This window comes from Nocardia sputi (assembly GCF_023501985.1).
This window is the reverse complement of record NZ_JAMFLC010000010.1, coordinates 177508-196307: the sequence shown is the minus strand read 5'-3', so window position 1 is coordinate 196307 and position 18800 is coordinate 177508. Positions and strand designations below refer to the sequence as shown.

Below are 18800 nucleotides of genomic sequence, written 5' to 3'. Positions count from 1 at the left end.
ACCGGCCGGGAATCTCCCGGCCGGTCGTCCTCGGCGGTCTAGCGGCGGAACAGCTTGTTGCCCAGCCACACCAGCGGGTCGTATTTCCGATCGGCCACCCGCTCCTTCATCGGGATCAACGCGTTGTCGGTGATCTTGATGTGTTCCGGGCAGACCTCGGTACAGCACTTGGTGATATTGCACAGGCCGAGACCGTGCTCATCCTGCGCAAGGTCGGTGCGGTCGCCGACGTCCAGCGGATGCATCTCCAATTCGGTGATCCGCATCAGATAGCGCGGTCCCGCGAAGGCTTGCTTGTTCTCCTCGTGGTCCCGCACCACGTGACAGGTGTCCTGGCACAGGAAGCATTCGATGCATTTGCGGAATTCCTGGGAACGCTCCACATCGATCTGCTTCATCCGGTAGTCACCCGGTTTCAGATCGGCGGGCGGCGTGAAAGCCGGTATCTCCCGCGCCTTTTCGTAATTGAACGACACATCCGTCACGAGGTCCTTGATCACGGGGAAGGTACGCATCGGCGTCACCGTGATCACTTCGTCCTGGGTGAAGGTGGACATCCGCGTCATGCACAGCAGACGCGGCCGGCCGTTCACCTCGGCCGAACACGAACCGCACTTGCCCGCCTTACAGTTCCAGCGCACGGCCAGGTCGGGCGCTTGCGTGGCCTGTAGCCGGTGGATGATGTCGAGCACCACCTCGCCCTCGTTCACCAGAACGGTGAAATCGTGCAGTTCTCCGCCGTCGAGATCGCCGCGCCATACGCGGAATTTGGCGTCGTAACCCATTGTTACGCCTCTCGCTCCGTCGAATGCCCGGCCGCGGCCGGGTGCCCGGCGAGTTCATCCGGTGTGTAGTACTTTTCGAGCTCGCCGAGATCGAAAAGGGCGAGCAGGTCCGATCGCATCGGGGGCTGTTCCTTGCGCGTGACGGTGACCTCGGGGATCGGTTCACCGGCCGTGTTCGGTTCCACCGCGCAGACCAGCAACTGGTTGCGCCAGGTCGGATCCATCGACGGGTGGTCGTCCCGGGTGTGCCCGCCACGGCTCTCCGTCCGCAGCAGCGCCGCGTGTGCCACGCATTCGCTGACCAGCAGCATGTTCTGCAGGTCGAGCGCCAGGTGCCAGCCTGGATTGAACTGGCGATGGCCCTCCACGGTCACGTGACGGAACCGGGCGCGCAGCTCGGCGAGCTTGTCGATGGCCTCCCGCACCTCATGCTCCTTGCGGATGATGCCGACCAGGTCGTTCATCGTCTGCTGCAAATCGGTGTGCAATGTGTAGGGGTTCTCACCGTTGCCGTCGGCGGGGGGATCGAACGGCGCTACGGCGGCCTTCGCGGCTTCGGCGACGTCGTCATCCGAGACCGACGGCCGCTCGCCGAGCTGTTCCACATAGGCGGCGGCGCCGAGTCCGGCCCTGCGGCCGAACACCAGCAGGTCGGACAGCGAGTTGCCACCCAGACGATTGGAGCCGTGCATGCCGCCGGAACACTCCCCCGCGGCGAACAGTCCTGGCACCGTGGCCGCACCGGTGTCCGGCTCGACTTCGATCCCGCCCATCACGTAGTGGCAGGTCGGACCGACCTCCATCGGCTCTTTGGTGATGTCCACGTCCGCGAGCTCTTTGAACTGATGGTGCATCGAGGGAAGCCGCCGCACGATCTCCTCGGCGGGCATGCGGGAGGCGATGTCGAGGAACACGCCGCCGTGCTCGGTGCCGCGCCCGGCCTTGACCTCTTCGTTGATGGCGCGCGCGACCTCGTCACGCGGCAGCAGATCCGGCGTGCGGCGCGCGGAGTCGTTGTCGCGCAGCCACTGGTCGGCCTCTTCCTCGGTCTCGGCGTACTGGCCCTTGAAGACCGGCGGAATGTAGTCGAACATGAACCGCTTGCCCTCGGTGTTCTTCAGCACCCCGCCGTCGCCGCGCACGCCCTCGGTGACGAGGATTCCCTTCACGCTGGGCGGCCAGACCATGCCGGTCGGGTGGAACTGGAGGAACTCCATGTTGATCAGGGTCGCGCCCGCGCGCAGCGCCAGCGCGTGCCCGTCGCCGGTGTACTCCCAGGAGTTCGAGGTCACCTTGTACGACTTGCCGATGCCGCCGGTCGCCAGCACCACCGCGGGAGACTCGAACAAGATGAAGCGGCCGGATTCCCGCCAATAGCCGAAGGCGCCGGCGATGCGGTCGCCGTCCTTGAGCAGTTCGGTGATGGTGCATTCGGCGAACACCTTGATGCGCTTTTCGTAGTCACCCGTCTCGGCGAAATCCTCCTGCTGCAGCGAGACGATCTTCTGCTGCATGGTGCGGATGATCTCGAGACCGGTCCGGTCGCCGACGTGCGCGAGGCGCGGGTAGGTGTGGCCACCGAAATTGCGCTGGCTGATGCGACCGTCCGGAGTCCGATCGAACAGGGCCCCATAGGTTTCCAGCTCCCACACCCGATCGGGCGCTTCCTGGGCATGCAATTCGGCCATGCGCCAGTTGTTCAGGAACTTGCCGCCGCGCATCGTGTCCCGGAAATGGACCTGCCAATTGTCTTTCTCGTTGACGTTGCCCATCGCCGCCGCACAGCCGCCTTCGGCCATCACGGTGTGGGCCTTGCCGAACAGTGACTTGCACACCACCGCGACGGACAGCCCGTGCTCCCTGGCTTCGATGACCGCTCGCAATCCGGCGCCGCCCGCTCCGATCACGACGACGTCGTATTTGTGCCGTTCCACTTCTGCCATGCAGAGAAACTCCTCAGTGAGGCGGTCAGTCGATGAACCGCAGGTCCGAAATCGTCTTGCTGGCAACCAACATGACGTAGAAGTCGGTCAGCACGAGCGTGCCGAGGGTGGTCCAGGCCAGCGTCATGTGCCGGGTGTTCAGCTTGGAGACCTGAGTCCAGAACCAGTAGCGCACCGGGTGCGCGGAGAAGTGCTTGAGCCGTCCACCCGCGATGTGCCTGCACGAGTGGCACGACAGCGTGTACCCCCACAACAGGATGACGTTGCCGAGCAGCACGATATTGCCGAGACCGAAACCGAAACCGCCGGACTTGCCGTGGAAAGCGGCGATGGCGTCGTAGGTGTTGATCACCGAAACCAGCACGGCCACATAGAAGAAGTAGCGGTGCGCGTTCTGGACGATCAGCGGCAGCCTGGTCTCGCCGGTGTACTTCGCGTGCGGCTCGGCCACCGCGCAGGCGGGCGGGGAGAACCACACCGACCGGTAGTAGGCCTTGCGGTAGTAGTAGCAGGTCAGGCGGAAGCCGAGCAGGAAGGGCAGCACCACGAAGCCGAGCGGCAGAATCGCGGGCAGCTCACCGAACGGCGTCCCGAAATGACTCGAACCCTCCACGCAGGAGGTGCTCAGGCACGGCGAGTAGAAGGGCGTCAGGTAGTGGTATTCCGGAACCCAATATGCCGTGCGCACATACGATCTGATCAAACCGTAGACAAGGAACGCACCTAGTCCGAGCACCGTGACCAGTGGGGGGATCCACCATCGGTCGGTGCGCAACGTGCGTTCCGAGATTCGGGCCCTTGTTCTGCTGAATACGCCGGTGCCCGCTTCCGGGGCGGCGGTCGGTGCGGCACTCACTGGTGGATGCCTCGCTGATCTTGTGTGCGGGTGGTCATCGTTACCTCCGCAATCGAATGTGATGCTGAGCACCATACGACACGTCCGCTATTGATCGAGCGGGGTCTCCACAAACCCGCCCCGCTGTCAACCGTATGATTTGCGCCACATTCGGGGTGGCTCCTGATTGCTTGCGCCCGGTAGGGAGCTAACCGGACTTTTCGAACTCGGCCCGAGCGGAACGAGTTCGAAGTAGGTCTGATCGGACGAAAGCGGGGTCCGTAGATTGCCATTCCAACAGCCCCGCGGAAGCTGCTTGCCGAGTCGCCAGGAACGAGAAGTGGGCGCGATCGCGGCCCGGTACCAGGGACGACGGTGCAAGCTCGGTTCGGGGTCGGCGTGAAGGGGTAGCGGAACTCGGGCTCGTCCCGGTGGGCTTCCTGACGGCTGGGCCGCAGCCGGATTTGGTTCCGGTGGCGCGGCGCAGGTCTGCGCCGGCGTGCGAAATAGCCGATAGCAGGAGATTCGCTTACCGGTATTCGATCGAACTCAGGAGAAAACTGCTCAGCGGAGGCGGCGGCACAGGCGCCATGAAACTCGAGCCGTGCTCGATGCGAACGGTGCGATGGTCGAGTTCGGACATCCGATCGGGTGCGGCCGGTCCGGCCCACCGTGACGACGTCGCCGGGTGCGTACAGACTCCTGTGGAGACCGTGGCTGCTTCCAGGCATCACCGCAGGCGGCGCGCCTGCGAATACCGGCGGTCCGGCCGCTGGGTTCCTCAGGGAGCGGCCGGTGCGCCGTCACGGCAGACACCGGCCCGAACACATCGCGGATGGGCGGCCCCGCCGCCCATCCCGGTTACTTCGTCCGCGGCCGGGAGTGGAAGCCGAGGCCTTCGTCCTGCGCCCCCATCCAGGCGGCCTCGTCGGACTTGCTGTCCGGCACGTAGATGACGTCCTGAGGGCGGCGGTGCACCTCCGGGGGCGGTGACTGCTCGAGTTCGTCGGCGTCGATGACGAGGCGCTCGAGGTCGTTCTCCAACCGGCGCACCGTGCTGGCGTCACCGTACTGCGTACGCAGCGCGGTGACGGATTGCCGGAGCTGGCCGACCGCGTAGCGTAGTTCCGCGAATTCGCTGCGTGTCATCGATACCTCCTGTATTGACTGGCGGACATACGAACTCGGGGCTGTGATGCGCGGTTTCCGTCTGCCTTGAACCGCACGTCACCGAGTCGTGTGACCCACCACACAACGTGATCTACAACACAGTACCGAAAGAATTCGTTCCTGGCTCGTGCAAGGTCGGAACTCGCTGATAGCCGCTGGGTTGGCGAAGGTCAGCCGGTGGCGGCGTACTCGGTGCAGGAGCGAGCCGCGGCGAAGGCGCGTTCTACGAGTCCCGCGATGGACAGCGCGACCTCTTCGGCCCGCTCGAGCATCACGCTGTGCCCGGCGCCTTCCAGGCGCACCAGCTCGGAACCGGCCAGCTGGGAAGCCAGTGCCACCGAGTGCGCGAACGGGAAGATGATGTCCGTCGAGCCCGCCAGCACCAGCGCGGGGATCGCGCCGAGCCGGTGCAGGGTAGCCGTCTCGTCGAAGGTGATCAGCGAGTGCAGGAAGCCCGCCATGGTCAGCAGCGGCGTGTCGTTCATCATCGCGGTGGCAAGTGCGGCGATCCGGGGGTTCACCTTCCTGGCGCCGAAGTCGGCCTCGCGCATGAGCGGCGCGAACAGGCGGCGGGTCAGGAGCTTCGATGCCTGCAGGACCCTCGGTGCGCGGGTGACGGCCGCTAGCAGCGAGTTCACCGCTCGCCGGTTCAGCAGGCGCGCCAGCCCCACCTCGGTGATCCCGTTGGCCGCGGCCGCGAGCAGGCCCACGCCGACTATGCGCGTGCCGATCGCCTCCGGGTGGAGCCGGGCGTAAGCGAGCAAGACCATCGCGCCCATCGAGTGGCCGACCAGGATCACCGGCCCGGTCGGCGCGACCGTCCGCAACACGGTGTCCAGGTCGTGGCCCAGCTGCTCGATGGTGTAGGTCGAGGGATGCGCCACCCCGGATTCGCCGTGGCCGCGGTGGTCGTAGAACACCATCCTGGTGTCGTCTCCCCACTGTCCGAGCAGCCGGTCGCGCAGGTAGGACCAGGATTCCGCGCGCAAGCAGTGACCATGGACGAAGACGACGGTCGCGGTGGCGGCCTCGGCGCCGAAGACGTGGACCGCGAGGGGGACACCGTCCTGGGCCGACACCGTCACTCGGTGGCCGTTGTAATCGGCGGCGCGGCGGGCGATGGTCGTGGACATGGCACCCTCCTCGACGAGGTACCTGGTCAAGCACTTCCTGCCCAGTTGTCGAACTGGATTTCCGCGCCGTTAGCGCCCCACACCTGCCGTTATGCACACGTTGTCCAATCGAGGCTGCCAGTCCATCGGGCGCTCGCCGCCGTGTGCGTATGAAAATCTAGACACAGATAGCTCTAGAACTAGATTCACTGATATTGCTCTGTCCGCTTCGGGATATATGAGGTGCCGCGATGGCAATATTTGCCTCTCTAGGAAAAATTTAAGAAAGGCGAATATTTTTGTGAGCGAGCAGCCCGTCCCGCACCCGGGGCCGAACATCCGGGTGCGACGACGGGCTCGCTCCTCGATCAGGCCTGTGCGCGGGTTCGCGTAGAGGGCAGGAACGGACGCAAGAGGTTCTCCTCGGTCGACGGACCCATCTGCCACTCCGCGATCCACGGCCCGGTCCCCTCGCTCGGGTCGAGCACGCCGTCCTCCAGCCAGTCGTAACGGCCGTCGAGCACGCCGCGGGTGAGGGTGCGGTCGTCGTCGTCGGTGTTGTCCCACAGCGCGTCGAAGAGTTTGCGCACGCGCAGTCGCGACTGCCTGCAGAAGGTGTCCGCCAGTTCCTCGGCCGCCTTGCCCTCCGGCGCGCCCGCCGCGAGTAATGCCTGGGCGCGACCGCAGGCCGCCGACATGGCGAACAGTTCGGCTCCGATGTCGACGATCCGGCCGAGGAAGTTCTGCCGGTACTCCAGGCCGGCCTGCCAGCGGCCCATCGCGTACATCAGCGACCTCGCCTGTTTGCGCGCACTACGCTCGACGAACCGCAGGTGCCGTGCCAGCACACCGAACTCGGTGTACGCCGCGGGCACCGTACCCGCCCCGACCGCCAGCTGCGGGAACCACTTGGCGTAGAAACCCGTCGCGCCGACCGCCGCCTTCGCCTTGTCTTTGAACTCGGCCTTGCGGTCGACCAGCGCACCCGCGGCCGCCATGTGGGCGTCGGCCATCTCCCGCGCGATCAGCAGCCGCATGATCTCGCTGGAGCCTTCGAAGATGCGGTTGATGCGCAGATCGCGCACCAACTGCTCGGCGGGGACGGCCCGCTCTCCCCGTGCGGCGAGCGAGGCCGCCGTCTCGTAACCGCGGCCGCCGCGAATCTGCACGAGTTCGTCGGCGATCTGACAGCTCATCTCGCTGGCCCACAACTTCGCCAGCGCCGCCTCGATCCGGATGTCGTTGCGTCCCTCGTCGGCCATGGTGGCCGAAAGGTCGAGCGCGGCTTCCAGCGCGAACGTGGTGGCCGCGATGAACGCGATCTTCTGGCCGACGGCGGCGTGCTCCCCGACGGGCCTGCCCCACTGCACGCGCTGGGTGCTCCACTCCCGCGCGATCTTCAGCGACCACTTGGAGGCGGCGGTGCACAGCGCGGGTATGGCGAGCCTGCCCGCGTTCAGTGTGGTCAGCGCGATCTTGAGACCGTCGCCCTCACGCCCGATCAGATTGCGCTTGGGCACCCGGACGTCGTGCATCCGGGTCAGGCCGTTCTCGATGCCGCGCAAGCCCATGAAGGAGTTGCGCCGCTCCACCGTGATGCCCGGCGAGTCGGCCTCGACCACGAACGCCGAGATGCCGCCGCGGTGCCCCTCGCTCTTGGGTACGCGCGCCATCACCACCAGCAGTTCGGCGACCACGCCGTTGGTGGTCCACAGCTTCACGCCGTTGAGCACGTAGGCCTCGCCGTCCTCGGTGGGCGTCGCGGTACTGGCCATTCTGGCCGGGTCGGAGCCGACATCGGGCTCGGTGAGCAGGAACGCGCTGACCGCTCCGGCCGCGCAGCGGGGCAGGAACTCGGCTTTCTGCTCCGGGGTGCCGGCCAGCTTGAGCGGTTCGGGCACCCCGATGGACTGGTGCGCCGAGAGCAGGACGCCGAGGCTCGGGTGCGTCGAACCGACCAGCATCAGAGCTCGGTTGTAGCCCAACTGGGAAAGGCCTTGACCGCCATACGATTGCGGGATCTTCAGGCCGAAGCAGCCGAGTTCGGCCAAGCCTTTGACGTACTCGTCCGGAATCCGTCCCTCCGCCTCGATGACCGCTCCGTCCATGGACTCGCACAACGTCCGCAGCCGGGCCAGGAACGCATCGGTTCGTTCGGCATCCTCGGGGCTGGGTTGCGGATACGGGTGGATGAGGTCCAGACGGAACCGTCCCAGGAACATCTCCTTGGCGAATGACGGCTTGACCCAGCTCGTTTCCCGGGACTCCTCGACCAGTGCGCGGGCCTGTTCTTCGGTGGCGTCGACTTTCGCGGCTTTCGCCATGATGTCCTCCCTCGGACGTGATCAGGATCACATCCGAGTGTAGGAGTGTTTGTTACCCATCGGTAGGCCTGCTGGTCGACATAAATCTACGAATATCTATTGATCTTGTTAGATGAGCAAATGGACAGCGACCAGCCCCGGACGAGGGTCGGGCAGGCTCACACCGAGCGTAGATAGCGGCCGAAGTGCGGCACGGTGAAGCCGATGGTTCCGCGCTCGGCGGAGTAGATGAGGCCCTTCTTGATCAAGCCGTCGCGCGCGGGCGAGAGGGAAGCCGGTTTGCGGCCGAGTTCGTTGGCCACCGCCGCGGTCGCGACCGGGCCGTCGTCGCCGGACAGATCGGCCATGGCGCGCATGTATTCGCGTTCCGCGGGCGTTGCCCGCTCGTAGCGGGAACCGAAGAACCCGACCGCCAACTCCTCCTCGGCGGCAGGCGAGGCCACCTCGACGTCCTCGGCGGTTATCGGGCTCTCCGGCGCTTGATCCCATGTGGCTTTGCCGTACGCCTGCACGAAATATGGGTAACCATCGGCTTTGCGATACAGCGCGTCCAGCGCGGCGTCGGTGAACTTCACGTCTTCGCGCTGGGCGGGCGCGATCAGCGCTTGGTCGGCGGATTCCCGGTCCAAACGGTCGATGCGGTGATAGCTGAACAGCCGCTCCGAGTAGCTCTTCGAGGCGGACAGCACGGCGGGCAGATGCGGCAGCCCCGCCCCGACCACGATCAGCGGGGCGGCGTCCTGGCTCAGTTCGTGGCAGGCGCCGCAGATGGCGGAGATGTCGGCGGGTCCGAGATCCTGCATCTCATCGATGAAGATCGCGATGCCGACGCCGATGTCACCGGCCAGCGCCGCCGCCTCGACCAGCAGTTCCACCAGATCGATCTCGATGTCGCCGGAATCGGCCCGGCCGCTCACCGCGGGCACGTCGATACCGGGTTGCCAGCGTTCCCGCATGCCCTTCTCCGCGGTTGCCCGCAACGCGAAAGCCTTGAGAATGCCGAGGAAATCGTCCACCCGCTCCGGATTGCGGTGCGAGGTGGCGATCGCCCGTGCGGCCATGTGCAGCGCCGAGGACAGCGGGCGGCGCAGTTCCTGGTCCGGCCGCGCTTCGATTTTGCCGGTGCCCCAGCCGCGCGATATCGCGGCGGAGCGAAGTTGGTTGAGCAGCACAGTCTTTCCGACTCCGCGCAGACCGGTGAGCACGACGCTGCGTTCCGGGCGACCGCGCGCGACGCGTTCGAGCACGATGTCGAAAGCCGTGAGTTGCTTGTCGCGCCCGGCCAATTCGGGTGGGCGCTGTCCCGCTCCAGGGGCATACGGATTCCGCACGGGGTCCATGCCCCGACACCGTAGCGCGTTTCGTCCGGATAGTCTGGGCACATCTACGGTGTGTCCTAGAGAGCCCTAGCGGCCGGTATCGCACTATTGCTCTCGCCGTGGGTTCTCTAGGCTGGTGGCGGTTCGCCAGAATGGTCGCGCGCACGGCGCGCGGGAACGGAGGGGCATGTCCGACGAACCGGCTCCCGTCGGCCTCGCTGAAGTGGTGAGATCCTGGAATGTCCCCGTGGGCGCCACGGTGGCCCAGCGCATCCGGTCCAACATCCTCATCGCGATCGAACGCGGCTACGACGATCCCCAACTGGTCGCCGATCTCGCGGTCGGCCCGCTGGTCATGGCGCTCGGCGGACTCGAGGTCGAACTGGCCGAGGCGCGCCGCAGGATCGATGAGCTCGAGCGCGCGGTGCACGGAACGCAGGCTTGAGCGCGGTGCTGGCATAGCGGATGCGTTGTCCGTCGGTGACCTGTCGACGCCCGAGTGAGATCGAATCGTGACCGGACCACAGACCACTGCTTTTCGTCCCGTGCGCCGCGGGCGCGGCAGCTATGGAAAAGATGCAGCTCTGTGCGCTGGACAACAACGCGTCTGCACCGTAATCTTCTCGTGACTTAGTGGAACCAGTCGCTTCGTAAGAGAAACGGCGCCACTAGTTACCGCCTTAACGGCTGTCGGGGCCAACCGGTCTCGGCTGTCGTGCCGGGGACCCACAGGTTCGTCTGGGGTGAATCCTTGCGGCCACTTTCGGCCGCCAGGTAGGGCCGTTCTCCCGGTCCGAACCCGTCAGCTAACCCGGTCGGCGGAAGAGCAGCAAGATCGGAGACGTAGCTCGGTGGGTAAACACAGCTTGCAGCGGGATTCTCGGGTACCGAATTCCGTCAAGGGTGCGATTGTCATGGGTGCGGTGGCCGCGACCGGCGCCATGCCTGCGATTCCGGCCATGGCCGCAACCATCAACGTTCCCGGTGTCGGCAACTTCGACGTTCCGCAGGAATGGGAACAGCCGGTTCAGCAGCTCAATCAGCAGATCCAGCAGGCACTCGCGGCTGTTCCCGCCGCCCCCCAGACGCCGCAGGAAGTCGCTCCCCAGGCTCCCAACTTCGCACCGATGCTCCCGGGCCTGTTCGGCCAGCAGCAGAGCAACACCGCGGGTGAGATCGCCCTCGATGCCGCGAAGACCAAGGTCGGCGCCCAGTACTCCTGGGGCGCAGCTGGGCCCCGCGCCTTCGACTGCTCCGGCCTCGTCCAGTGGGCGTTCCGCCAGGCGGGCGTCGAACTGCCCCGCACCAGCTTCGAGCAGTCGCACGTGGGCGCTCCGGTCGCTTACCACGAACTGCAGCCGGGCGACATCGTCATCACCAACGGCGGCGGTCACGCAGGCATCTACGCCGGCGACAACAAACTGCTGAATGCGGTGCAGTCGGGTACGCCGGTGTCCTACACGCCGCTGCGCCCTGACATGGTGGTCACCGCACGCCGTATCGTCTGACGAGTGGCCCGCGCCGAATCCGGCATCCAGAGCAGCGCGACCCAGGCCCGCGTCGATTCGTGGACCTGGGCGGTGCGTCTGTTCAAAACCAGATCCGCCGCCGCGGAGGCTTGTCGCGGCGGGCACGTCCGGGTAAACGGCGCGACGGCCAAGCCCGCGCAGCCCGTGCGCCCTGGTGACGAGGTACGCATCCGGATCAGCGGTATCGAGCGCATTGTGGTCGTGGAGCGGATCGTCACCAAGCGCGTCGGCGCACCCATCGCCGCCCAATGCCTGATCGATCGAAGTCCACCGCCTCCGCCGCGGGAAATAGTGGCGAGCATGCCCCGACGCGACCGCGGCGCGGGGCGCCCCACCAAGCGGGAGCGTCGCGAGACCGATCGCCTCATGGGCCGACCCGAGCACTGAACGAAAGCCCGCGAGAGCGCGTTCTTCAGATCATCGCCACCGGACTCAGGTGACCCGCCAGATAACGGGCTCTGCACTCGCCGCGGCGGAGCTTCCCGCTGCTGGTCTTGGGAATCCGTCCCGGCTCGACGAGCAGTACCGCACCGGGCATCACCTCATGGGTGGACGCGATCGCGGTGCGGATGCGCCGGGCCAATGTGAACAGTTCGATGGGCTCGCCGCCGCTCGCCGTGACCAGTTCGGCGACCACGACCAGGTCTTCGCGCAGCCCGTCGTCGTGACCGAACGCCGTCACATGACCCGGCCTGATCTCCGCCGCACACGCCTGCACCGTCGCCTCGATGTCGGCGGGATAGTGATTGCGTCCGTCGACCACGATGACGTCCTTGCGGCGGCCGGCGATGTAGAGCTGTCCCTCGTGCTGGAACCCCAGATCGCCGGTGCGCAGCCAGCGCGCAACGCTTCCCGGCAGCGTGGCGCCGAAGACTTCGTCGGTGGCATCCGGCCTGCCGAAATACCCGGCGCACACATTGCTTCCGGACACCCAGATCTCACCGACCCGGCCCGCGGGCAGCACTGTCCCCGCCACCGGGTCGACGATCCGCAGTTCCTGACCCACCGGTGCGCCGCATCCGACCAACGGCACACCCTCCTGGGTTCCCGGCGCGGCATCGGCCAGCACGACCGCGCGACCTTCGGCCAGTGCGGCACGGTCGAAGCGGTGCCACACCGGGACCTCGTTCTGGCCGCAGACCGTGACCGTGAGGGTGGCCTCGGCCAAGCCGAAGCCCGGGGTGTGCGCGTGATGGCGGAAGCCGTAGGGGCCGAAGGTCTCGGTGAATTCGTCGAGCGCGTCGGCGCGGACGGGCTCGGAGCCGTTGAGCAGGAGGTCCAGGCCGGACAGATCCAGCCCGGCCCGTTCCGCGGGCGTGGTGCCCGAAATCGCCAGCTGCAGACCGAAATTGGGGCATCCCGTGGTGCCGGCGCGGTAGTCGGCGATCGCGCGCAGCCAGCGGACGGGGCGCTTGACGAACTCCGCGGGCGCCAGTGTGATGCCGTGCACGCCCAACGACAGCGGCAGTGCCAGGCCGAGGATCAAACCCATGTCGTGAAAGAACGGCAGCCAGGTTACGACGGGCCGATCGGCCGCGGTCGACACGGCGTGCCCGAGCTGCGTCAAGGCCGTGGCGAGGTTCTCGTGTGTGACCTGGACGCCGGCGGGCGACTTGGTCGATCCGGAGGTGTACTGCAGGTACGCCAGCTCGTCGCAAACCGGATCAATGATGGGTGCGACCGCCGCCGGATCCGTCACCCACCCGACCGCCCGGGTGTCCGGTGCGGCCGAACGTGTTCGCAGCGACCCCGCGTGCCGCGCAATCGCGTCAGCGGTACTCGCCGCCATCGGCACAGGATCCACGGTCGAGGCGACTTGCTCCGTCGGTTCCCGTTCGGGTCCGGACAGTTCCGGCGGCAGAGCGACCACGCGACCCAATGCCGGTCCGAGGATCGGTGCGGTGATCTCGTCGTGGGCCGAGAGCAGGCCGATCGTGGGACGGGCATCGGCCAGGACGGCCTGCAGGCGGTCTCGGTTGCGCGCGCCCGCGGCCGGGAACAGCGGCACCGCGACCCTGTTGCTGTACAGACAGGCGAGAAATGCCACCGCGTAGTCGATTCCGTGGGCGCAGAGGATGGCCACGCGATCACCTGGCGCGCTCTCCTGCCGCAGCCGAGCGGCCAGCGCGCCGGCCGCGGCATGCAGTCCGGAATAGGTCAGCGTGACCGGCACGCGTTCCCGCGCCTGGAAGCGCAGTTCGGTGAAGGCGGGTTCATCCGGCCTGGTGGCCGCCCATCTGGCTACCGAAGTCGCGAGACCATTCCCGGTGCTCCGGTCGCCGGTCACGATGTGTCGCCGGTGTTCGCGGTGACCCGCTCCAGCAGGGCGGCGCCGAGGGCGGTGATGGTCGGGTGCTTGAACAACTCGGCGGTGGCGATCCGGACGCGCAACCGGGTTTCCAGGTTCCGTCGCATCTCGATCGCGAGCAGTGAGGTCAGCCCCAGGTCGTTGAAGTCGGCCGCCGGGTCGATGTGCTCGGCGGGCAGATCGAGCGTGCTCGCCAGGACGCGGCGGATGGTCGTGGTCAGCGGTTCGGCGGGCTCCGGTGGCGCGGGCGTGCGGGCGGACGCGTTGTCCCGGGGTGAAGCGGGACTCGAGTCGAGCAGATCCGTCAAGCGCAGAGCTACTGGTGAGGTGTCGGTGGTCGGGGTGTGATTCAGCGCGAGCAGATAGGGTCCGTCATAGCGCAAGACCTGGGCCAGCACGGCGCTTCCGCGCCGCAGGTCGATCGCCCCGACGCCCGCTCGCCGCAGGTGGCTCGCCCCGCCTGCCGCCGCGGCGAGGCCGGAATCCCACAGTCCCCAGCCGATGCTGAGAATCCGTCTGCCCGGGTGACGGTGTGCCAGAGCGTCCATCGCCGCGTTGGCGGCGGCGTAGGCCGCCTGCCCCGGCGCTCCCAGCGCGCCGGTGGCGGAGGAGAACAACAGGACGAAGTCGGTGGCGTCGGTCGCGGTGAGCTCGATCAGGTTGCCCGCGGCGGTGGGCTTGGGCAGGAACATCCTGGCCAGCTGACCCGCGGTGACGGCGTCGAACGCGGCGTCCTCGAGCACGCCCGCCGCGTGCACGACCCCGCGGATCGCCGAGTCGGACGCTCGGATATCGCTGAGCGCGTTGGCCAGATCGTCCCGGTCGGCGGCGTCGCAGCGCACCACGACGATGCGGTCCTCCAAGCCGTCGAGCAGCGCGGGCACCGGGCGGGGGGCACGGGTCAGCACCACCACGTCTCGTGCGCCCGCGTCGAGCAACCAGCGCACGGCGACCGAGCCGAGGACGCCGAGCCCGCCGGTGACGACGTAGGTCCCGCCCGCGTCGATGCCCGCGACCGGCAAGGCTCGCGCTCGCGCGGGTATGAAGCGCCGGACGGCTATGTCGCCCGACCACAGGCGCAGCTCGCCGGGGATCCTCCTGTCGGTATCCGCCACCAGCCGGGTGAGTAGCGGCAAGTTCCCGACGCCGGGATCGGTCCAGACCAGCCGCACCGTACGGCCCGTCTCGAGCTGGAGCGAGCGCACCAGCCCCGCGATCGCCCCAGCCTCGACCGAGGTCTGCGTACCGGGCTCGTCGGGCCGCGAGTGTGATCGGGCCGTCTCCAGGGGCAGGAAGACCGTCACGGACGCGGTGGCGTCATGGGCCGAGAGCAGTTGCAGCAGTTCCAGGACCCGACTGGTCGCGGCGGCGCTGTCGCCGTCGCGTGCGCCGGAGTCGGCGGGCCAGACCACCGCTACGGCGTGGCCGCCGCCGCGACCGGTCAGCACTGCGGTGACGATGGGGCTCGCGTCGTCCGGTTCCCGTGCGATCCGTTCGGTCGGCACCTCGGCGTCCAGTGCGCGGGCGAGCCGCACCGCGAGGTCGGAGGCGCCGACCACCACCGCACGGCGTACGAGGGTTCCGGCCCCGGGCGCGTCGCCGAGCCCGAGCGATTCGGGATCCCGCGGCTCCCAAGCCTCCTGTCGGAATGGCGCGGTCTGGTTGTCGTACTCGGCACGTGCCGAGCGAAGTGCGCCGCGCTCCTCCTCGGCGCCGGGTTCGGCGTAGCGGATGTGCACACCGGAGAAGGCGAGACAGGGCACGCCGTGCTGATCGGTCGCGATGACATCACCGACCAGCCCGGTGTCGCTGCGCTCCCGGATCAGCGCGTGCACCTCGAGCACGTGGCGGTTCGGCTCGTGCGACAACCAGGCCGAGTCCATGCCGATCGGCAGCGGAATCGAAGGCGTGGGCAAGTCGTCGAATACCGCCGCGGCGAGCACTTGCAGGCAGCCGTCCAGCGTTGCGGTGCGATGCAATTCCGCGGCGTCGAACAGGCCCAGTGCCCGTCCGGTGCCCACGGCGATGCCGCGCAGCGCACGGAACCGGGGACCGTACTCCAGCCGCCTGCGGCGCAATTCCTGGTAGAAGGCGCCGGTGGTGATTACCCGCATCTGGTGCCGGGCGGCTCGGTTTGCGTCGACCACCCGCATCCATGCGACGATATCCGCGGGTGTGGGGTCACCGGCGGGCCGGGCCGAAGCCAGCGTCCCGGTGCCCGTGACCTCCGCCCGCACGCTTTGCTCCACACCCGGGCCGCGATAGACCACCTCGGGCAGTGCGCTCGGATCGGTCCGCTCGTGCACGGCGAAATCGGCCAAGGTGGCCGTCGCGGAGGTGTCCCGAGCCAGGTGCAGCAGCCTCCGCAGCCAGAAGACGGCGGGGACGGCGCTGTCGCCGTGTATCACGTGATGGGCGAGATCTTCGGCGGCGAAAGCGGATTCCGGTACGTGCGCGCTCGCGGGCCCAGCCACCAGCAGCGGGAACTCACGCTTGCGCCACTGCCGCGGTGCGGGCGCGGCGAACGGGCCAAGCGCCGACCAGTCGACCGGCCGCCCCTCCAGGTACAACCACGCCACACCCGTGAGAAAGCCGCTCGCCTCGTCATCGCGCAGGGCTACCGAATGCGCGCCGTCGCGGAAGTCCGGATACTCCCGCACCGCCGAGAGCAACACGGGGTGCGGGCCGATTTCGACCACGGTCGAGATCCCGTCTTCGGCCGCGCGCTCCATGGCGGCCGCCAATTCCACTGTGCCCGCCGCATTCTCGGCCCAATAATCGCGGTCCATGGCCGCGGTGGTGAGCTTCGCGCCGCGCCGGGCGGTGGAGTACACCGGCACGCGCGGCGCCAGCGGGGTGATTTCGGTCAACGCCGTGACGAAGGGCGCGAGCACGGTGGCGACCTGAGGGCTGTGCGCGGCGAAGTCGACGGCGAGCTTGCGCGCGAACATGTTCCGGCGCGTGGCCCGGCGCACCAGCGTGTCGACATACCGGGGGGTGCCGGATACGACCACCGACCGTGGGCCGTTGACGGCGGCGATCGCCACCTCCGCGCGCATCGGTTCCACGAGTTTCGCCGCTTCGTCCGGGTCCGCCTCCAGCACCGCCATCGCGCCGCGTCCGTCCAGATGCGCGAGGGTCGCGCTGCGCAGCACCACCACGCGGGCCGCGTCCGTGAGCGAGAGCGCGCCGCTCACCGCCGCCGCCGCGATCTCCCCCAAACTGTGTCCGGCCACGGCGTCGGGACGAATCCCCCATGCCGCCAACAGCTTCACCAGCGCCACCTGGAACGCGAACAACGCCGGTTGCACCAGATCGGTGGCTTGCGCGTCCCCCGCGGAGGTGAAACCGTGGCGCGGCGTCCAGATCCGTGGACCGCCCGCCACCACGATCGCTTCGGTCGTCTCGGCGAGCGCGGCGGCGAAGACCGGGTACCGAGCCGCCAGCGCGCGGCCCATTTGCGGATGTTGACCGCCCTGTCCGGAGAACAGGAACAGCAGGCCGCCGCGGCGGCGGTTCGCCACGGGGCCGAGCGCCGCGTCGGTGTCGCCGTGGGCGAAGGCGCGCAGCCGGTGCACCACGTCACCGTGATCGTGCGCGAGGACCGCGGCCCGGGCCGACTCGGGAAGCAGCCGCGCCGTGGCGGATGCCGGGGCACGCAGCGGTGGCCGCACCGTGTCCAGTTCATCGGCCAGCCGCAGTGCGCGCTCGCGCAATTCCTCGTCGTCGCGGCCCGTGAGCGGCAGCAGCAGCGGGAAGTGTTCGTCGCGCTCGGGCACGGCGGGCGTGACGCCCCGCAGGACGATGTGTGCGATCGTGCCGCCGAACCCGAAGGAACTGACACCCGCCACGCGCTGCGGCGCGGTCACGCGGCTCCAGTCGACCGGCTCGGTCGGCACGCGCAGCCCGCGTTCGGCCAAATGCAGCAGGGGATGCTCGACGTGGACGTTGATCGTCGGCGCGATCACGCCGTGGTGGATGGACAGCGCGGTCTTCACCATCCCGGTGACGCCCGCGGCGGCCTCCAGATGTCCGATATTGGACTTCACCGAACCGATCCAGATCGGATCGTCCGCGCAACCGCCGAGCGCGGCCGCGAGCGCGCCGACTTCCACCGCGTCGCCCAACGGCGTGCCGGTGCCGTGGCATTCGATGTAGCCAGCACTGCTGGGCGGGCATCCGGCCCTCGACCACGCCGCGCGCACCGTCTCCTGCTGGGCGCGGCCGTTCGGGGCGTACAGGCCGTTCGAGCGCCCGTCCGACCCGACGGCGGCGCCGATGATCTCCGCGTACACCCGGTTGCCTTCGCGCATCGCGTCCGCGCTGCGCTGCAGGACCACCACGGCGCAGCCGTCGCCGCGGGTGTAGCCGTCCGCCGTGGCGTCGAACGGCGTCGTGCGTCCGCCTGGCGACAGGAAACCCCCCTCGGCCAGGTAGTTCGTCGTATGTTCCAGCAATACGAGATTGACCCCGCCCACGATGGCGAACGGCACCGTGCCGTCGGCGAGCAGACGCACCGCGAGGTCCACCGCGGCGAGCGAGGACGAGCAGGCGCTGTCGAGCACCAGGCTCGGACCGCGCAGATCGAGCACGTAGGACAGCCGGTTGGCGATGATGCTGAGCGCGGAACCGGTCACCGCGTAGGGGGCGTCGTGGCCGGCCCGGCCGAGCACCGCGATGCCGTGGTCGTATCCTGACGCGCCGAACACGACGGCGGCGCCGGAACCGCGGGCGCGATAACCGATCCCGGCGTCGTCGAGCGCCTCGACGGCGACTTCCAGCGCGAGCCGCTGCTGCGGATCCATGACCGCGGCCTCGCGCTCGGAGATGGCGAACCAGTCGTTGTCGAAGGACTCGACGTCGTCGAGGTACCCGCCGCGCCGGGAGCCAAGCCGTCCTGCGGGCGGGGTGGACGTGGCGTCGCGGCCCTCTACCAACAGCTGCCAGAACTCGGCTACGCTCGCCGCTCCGGGCAATCGGCAGCCGATGCCGATGATGGAGACGGGAGGATGCGAGCCTGCGGAATCAGTAGGCGCGCTGCTCATCGCATCGCGAGATACTCGACAAGCTGTTCGATGTCCGGATGGTCGTAGATCGCGGTCAGCGGAACCTCGACTCCCATAGCGTCTTCGAGATGGGCGGTCAGCCTCGCAAGCTGGGTGGAACTGAGGCCGAGATCGGTGAAGGGCGAGCTGGTCGACACCGTGGCGGCGTCGACGCCTAGTAGATCCGCGACAGCAAGGACGGCGGCGGAAGTGAGCGCGGTGCGTCGGTGGTAGCCGAGCGGACCGTCGTTCTCCTGCGCACGCCTGTGCCCGTCGGGAAGACTGGGCCGCATCGCGTTCTCCCTCCCCGTCTCCCGGCTGCTGTTACCAACGTAAGAACGGTACCCACGCGATTATGCCGGAGAAATCGTCCGGGGCAAGGTCGCGTTTGCGCTGCCAGCCCGCCTCTTTCGCGAACCGGCGGCGATCA

At 68.0% G+C, this 18800-nt stretch carries 13 protein-coding genes and 1 riboswitch; of the genes, 3 read left to right on the top strand and 10 right to left on the bottom strand.

Going from position 1 to position 18800, the window contains the following annotated elements:
* Nucleotides 1-38: 38 nt before the first annotated feature.
* The 7 genes from M8859_RS16585 to M8859_RS16555 all read right to left on the bottom strand — a co-directional run bounded on the left by M8859_RS16585 (nt 39) and on the right by M8859_RS16555 (nt 9509).
* The gene (locus M8859_RS16585) at nt 39-785 is read right to left on the bottom strand and encodes a succinate dehydrogenase/fumarate reductase iron-sulfur subunit (protein ID WP_159923474.1); all 747 of its coding nucleotides are present in this window, start codon (nt 783-785) and stop codon (nt 39-41) included.
* Nucleotides 786-787: 2 nt separating this feature from the next.
* Complete coding sequence (locus M8859_RS16580) at nt 788-2728, bottom strand: fumarate reductase/succinate dehydrogenase flavoprotein subunit (protein WP_159923472.1); 1941 nt, start codon at nt 2726-2728, stop codon at nt 788-790.
* A gap of 25 nt (nt 2729-2753) precedes the next feature.
* The gene (sdhC, locus tag M8859_RS16575; protein WP_159923470.1) at nt 2754-3584 is read right to left on the bottom strand and encodes a succinate dehydrogenase subunit SdhC; all 831 of its coding nucleotides are present in this window, start codon (nt 3582-3584) and stop codon (nt 2754-2756) included.
* 840 nt (nt 3585-4424) lie between these two features.
* On the bottom strand, nt 4425-4712 hold the full coding sequence (locus tag M8859_RS16570) for an Rv0250c family protein (RefSeq protein WP_159923468.1): 288 nt from the start codon (nt 4710-4712) through the stop codon (nt 4425-4427).
* A 191-nt stretch (nt 4713-4903) separates the two neighbouring features.
* The gene (locus tag M8859_RS16565) at nt 4904-5866 is read right to left on the bottom strand and encodes an alpha/beta fold hydrolase (protein WP_195069901.1); all 963 of its coding nucleotides are present in this window, start codon (nt 5864-5866) and stop codon (nt 4904-4906) included.
* 347 nt (nt 5867-6213) lie between these two features.
* On the bottom strand, nt 6214-8169 hold the full coding sequence (locus M8859_RS16560; protein ID WP_195069902.1) for an acyl-CoA dehydrogenase family protein: 1956 nt from the start codon (nt 8167-8169) through the stop codon (nt 6214-6216).
* A 158-nt stretch (nt 8170-8327) separates the two neighbouring features.
* A complete protein-coding gene (locus tag M8859_RS16555; protein ID WP_159923462.1) occupies nt 8328-9509 on the bottom strand; it encodes an ATP-binding protein in 1182 nt (393 codons plus the stop codon).
* A gap of 166 nt (nt 9510-9675) precedes the next feature.
* On the opposite strand from M8859_RS16555, the gene M8859_RS16550 reads away from it, so the two are divergent.
* The 3 genes from M8859_RS16550 to M8859_RS16540 all read left to right on the top strand — a co-directional run bounded on the left by M8859_RS16550 (nt 9676) and on the right by M8859_RS16540 (nt 11404).
* Nucleotides 9676-9933, top strand: a complete 258-nt coding sequence (locus M8859_RS16550) for a hypothetical protein (RefSeq protein ID WP_159923460.1) — start codon at nt 9676-9678, stop codon at nt 9931-9933.
* Between the two features lie 221 nt (nt 9934-10154).
* Nucleotides 10155-10324: riboswitch (cyclic di-AMP (ydaO/yuaA leader) on the top strand.
* 78 nt (nt 10325-10402) lie between these two features.
* The gene (locus M8859_RS16545; RefSeq protein WP_159923458.1) at nt 10403-10996 is read left to right on the top strand and encodes a C40 family peptidase; all 594 of its coding nucleotides are present in this window, start codon (nt 10403-10405) and stop codon (nt 10994-10996) included.
* Nucleotides 10997-10999: 3 nt separating this feature from the next.
* Nucleotides 11000-11404 (top strand): RNA-binding S4 domain-containing protein, encoded by a 405-nt coding sequence (locus M8859_RS16540; protein ID WP_223519610.1) that lies wholly within the window; start codon nt 11000-11002, stop codon nt 11402-11404.
* A 25-nt stretch (nt 11405-11429) separates the two neighbouring features.
* Here M8859_RS16540 and M8859_RS16535 read toward each other — a convergent pair whose 3' ends face one another.
* The 3 genes from M8859_RS16535 to M8859_RS16525 are packed head-to-tail and all read right to left on the bottom strand — an operon-like array spanning nt 11430 to nt 18663.
* Nucleotides 11430-13304, bottom strand: coding sequence for a fatty acyl-AMP ligase (locus tag M8859_RS16535; protein WP_249644494.1), 1875 nt, complete (start codon nt 13302-13304; stop codon nt 11430-11432).
* On the bottom strand, nt 13301-18370 hold the full coding sequence (locus tag M8859_RS16530) for a type I polyketide synthase (RefSeq protein WP_195069904.1): 5070 nt from the start codon (nt 18368-18370) through the stop codon (nt 13301-13303). The genes M8859_RS16535 and M8859_RS16530 overlap by 4 nt, the downstream gene beginning before the upstream one ends.
* On the bottom strand, nt 18367-18663 hold the full coding sequence (locus M8859_RS16525) for an acyl carrier protein (protein WP_195069905.1): 297 nt from the start codon (nt 18661-18663) through the stop codon (nt 18367-18369). The genes M8859_RS16530 and M8859_RS16525 overlap by 4 nt, the downstream gene beginning before the upstream one ends.
* Nucleotides 18664-18800 lie beyond the last annotated feature (137 nt).

Bases quoted from the DNA above. Each gene is read 5' to 3' on its own strand.
- M8859_RS16570 (WP_159923468.1), bottom strand. From the start codon at position 4,712: ATGACACGCAGCGAATTCGCGGAACTACGCTACGCGGTCGGCCAGCTC.
- M8859_RS16580 (WP_159923472.1), bottom strand. From the start codon at position 2,728: ATGGCAGAAGTGGAACGGCACAAATACGACGTCGTCGTGATCGGAGCG.
- M8859_RS16545 (WP_159923458.1), top strand. From the start codon at position 10,403: ATGGGTGCGGTGGCCGCGACCGGCGCCATGCCTGCGATTCCGGCCATG.
- M8859_RS16550 (WP_159923460.1), top strand. From the start codon at position 9,676: ATGTCCGACGAACCGGCTCCCGTCGGCCTCGCTGAAGTGGTGAGATCC.
- M8859_RS16585 (WP_159923474.1), bottom strand. From the start codon at position 785: ATGGGTTACGACGCCAAATTCCGCGTATGGCGCGGCGATCTCGACGGC.
- M8859_RS16565 (WP_195069901.1), bottom strand. From the start codon at position 5,866: ATGTCCACGACCATCGCCCGCCGCGCCGCCGATTACAACGGCCACCGA.
- M8859_RS16525 (WP_195069905.1), bottom strand. From the start codon at position 18,663: ATGCGGCCCAGTCTTCCCGACGGGCACAGGCGTGCGCAGGAGAACGAC.
- M8859_RS16560 (WP_195069902.1), bottom strand. From the start codon at position 8,169: ATGGCGAAAGCCGCGAAAGTCGACGCCACCGAAGAACAGGCCCGCGCA.
- M8859_RS16530 (WP_195069904.1), bottom strand. From the start codon at position 18,370: ATGAGCAGCGCGCCTACTGATTCCGCAGGCTCGCATCCTCCCGTCTCC.
- M8859_RS16555 (WP_159923462.1), bottom strand. From the start codon at position 9,509: ATGGACCCCGTGCGGAATCCGTATGCCCCTGGAGCGGGACAGCGCCCA.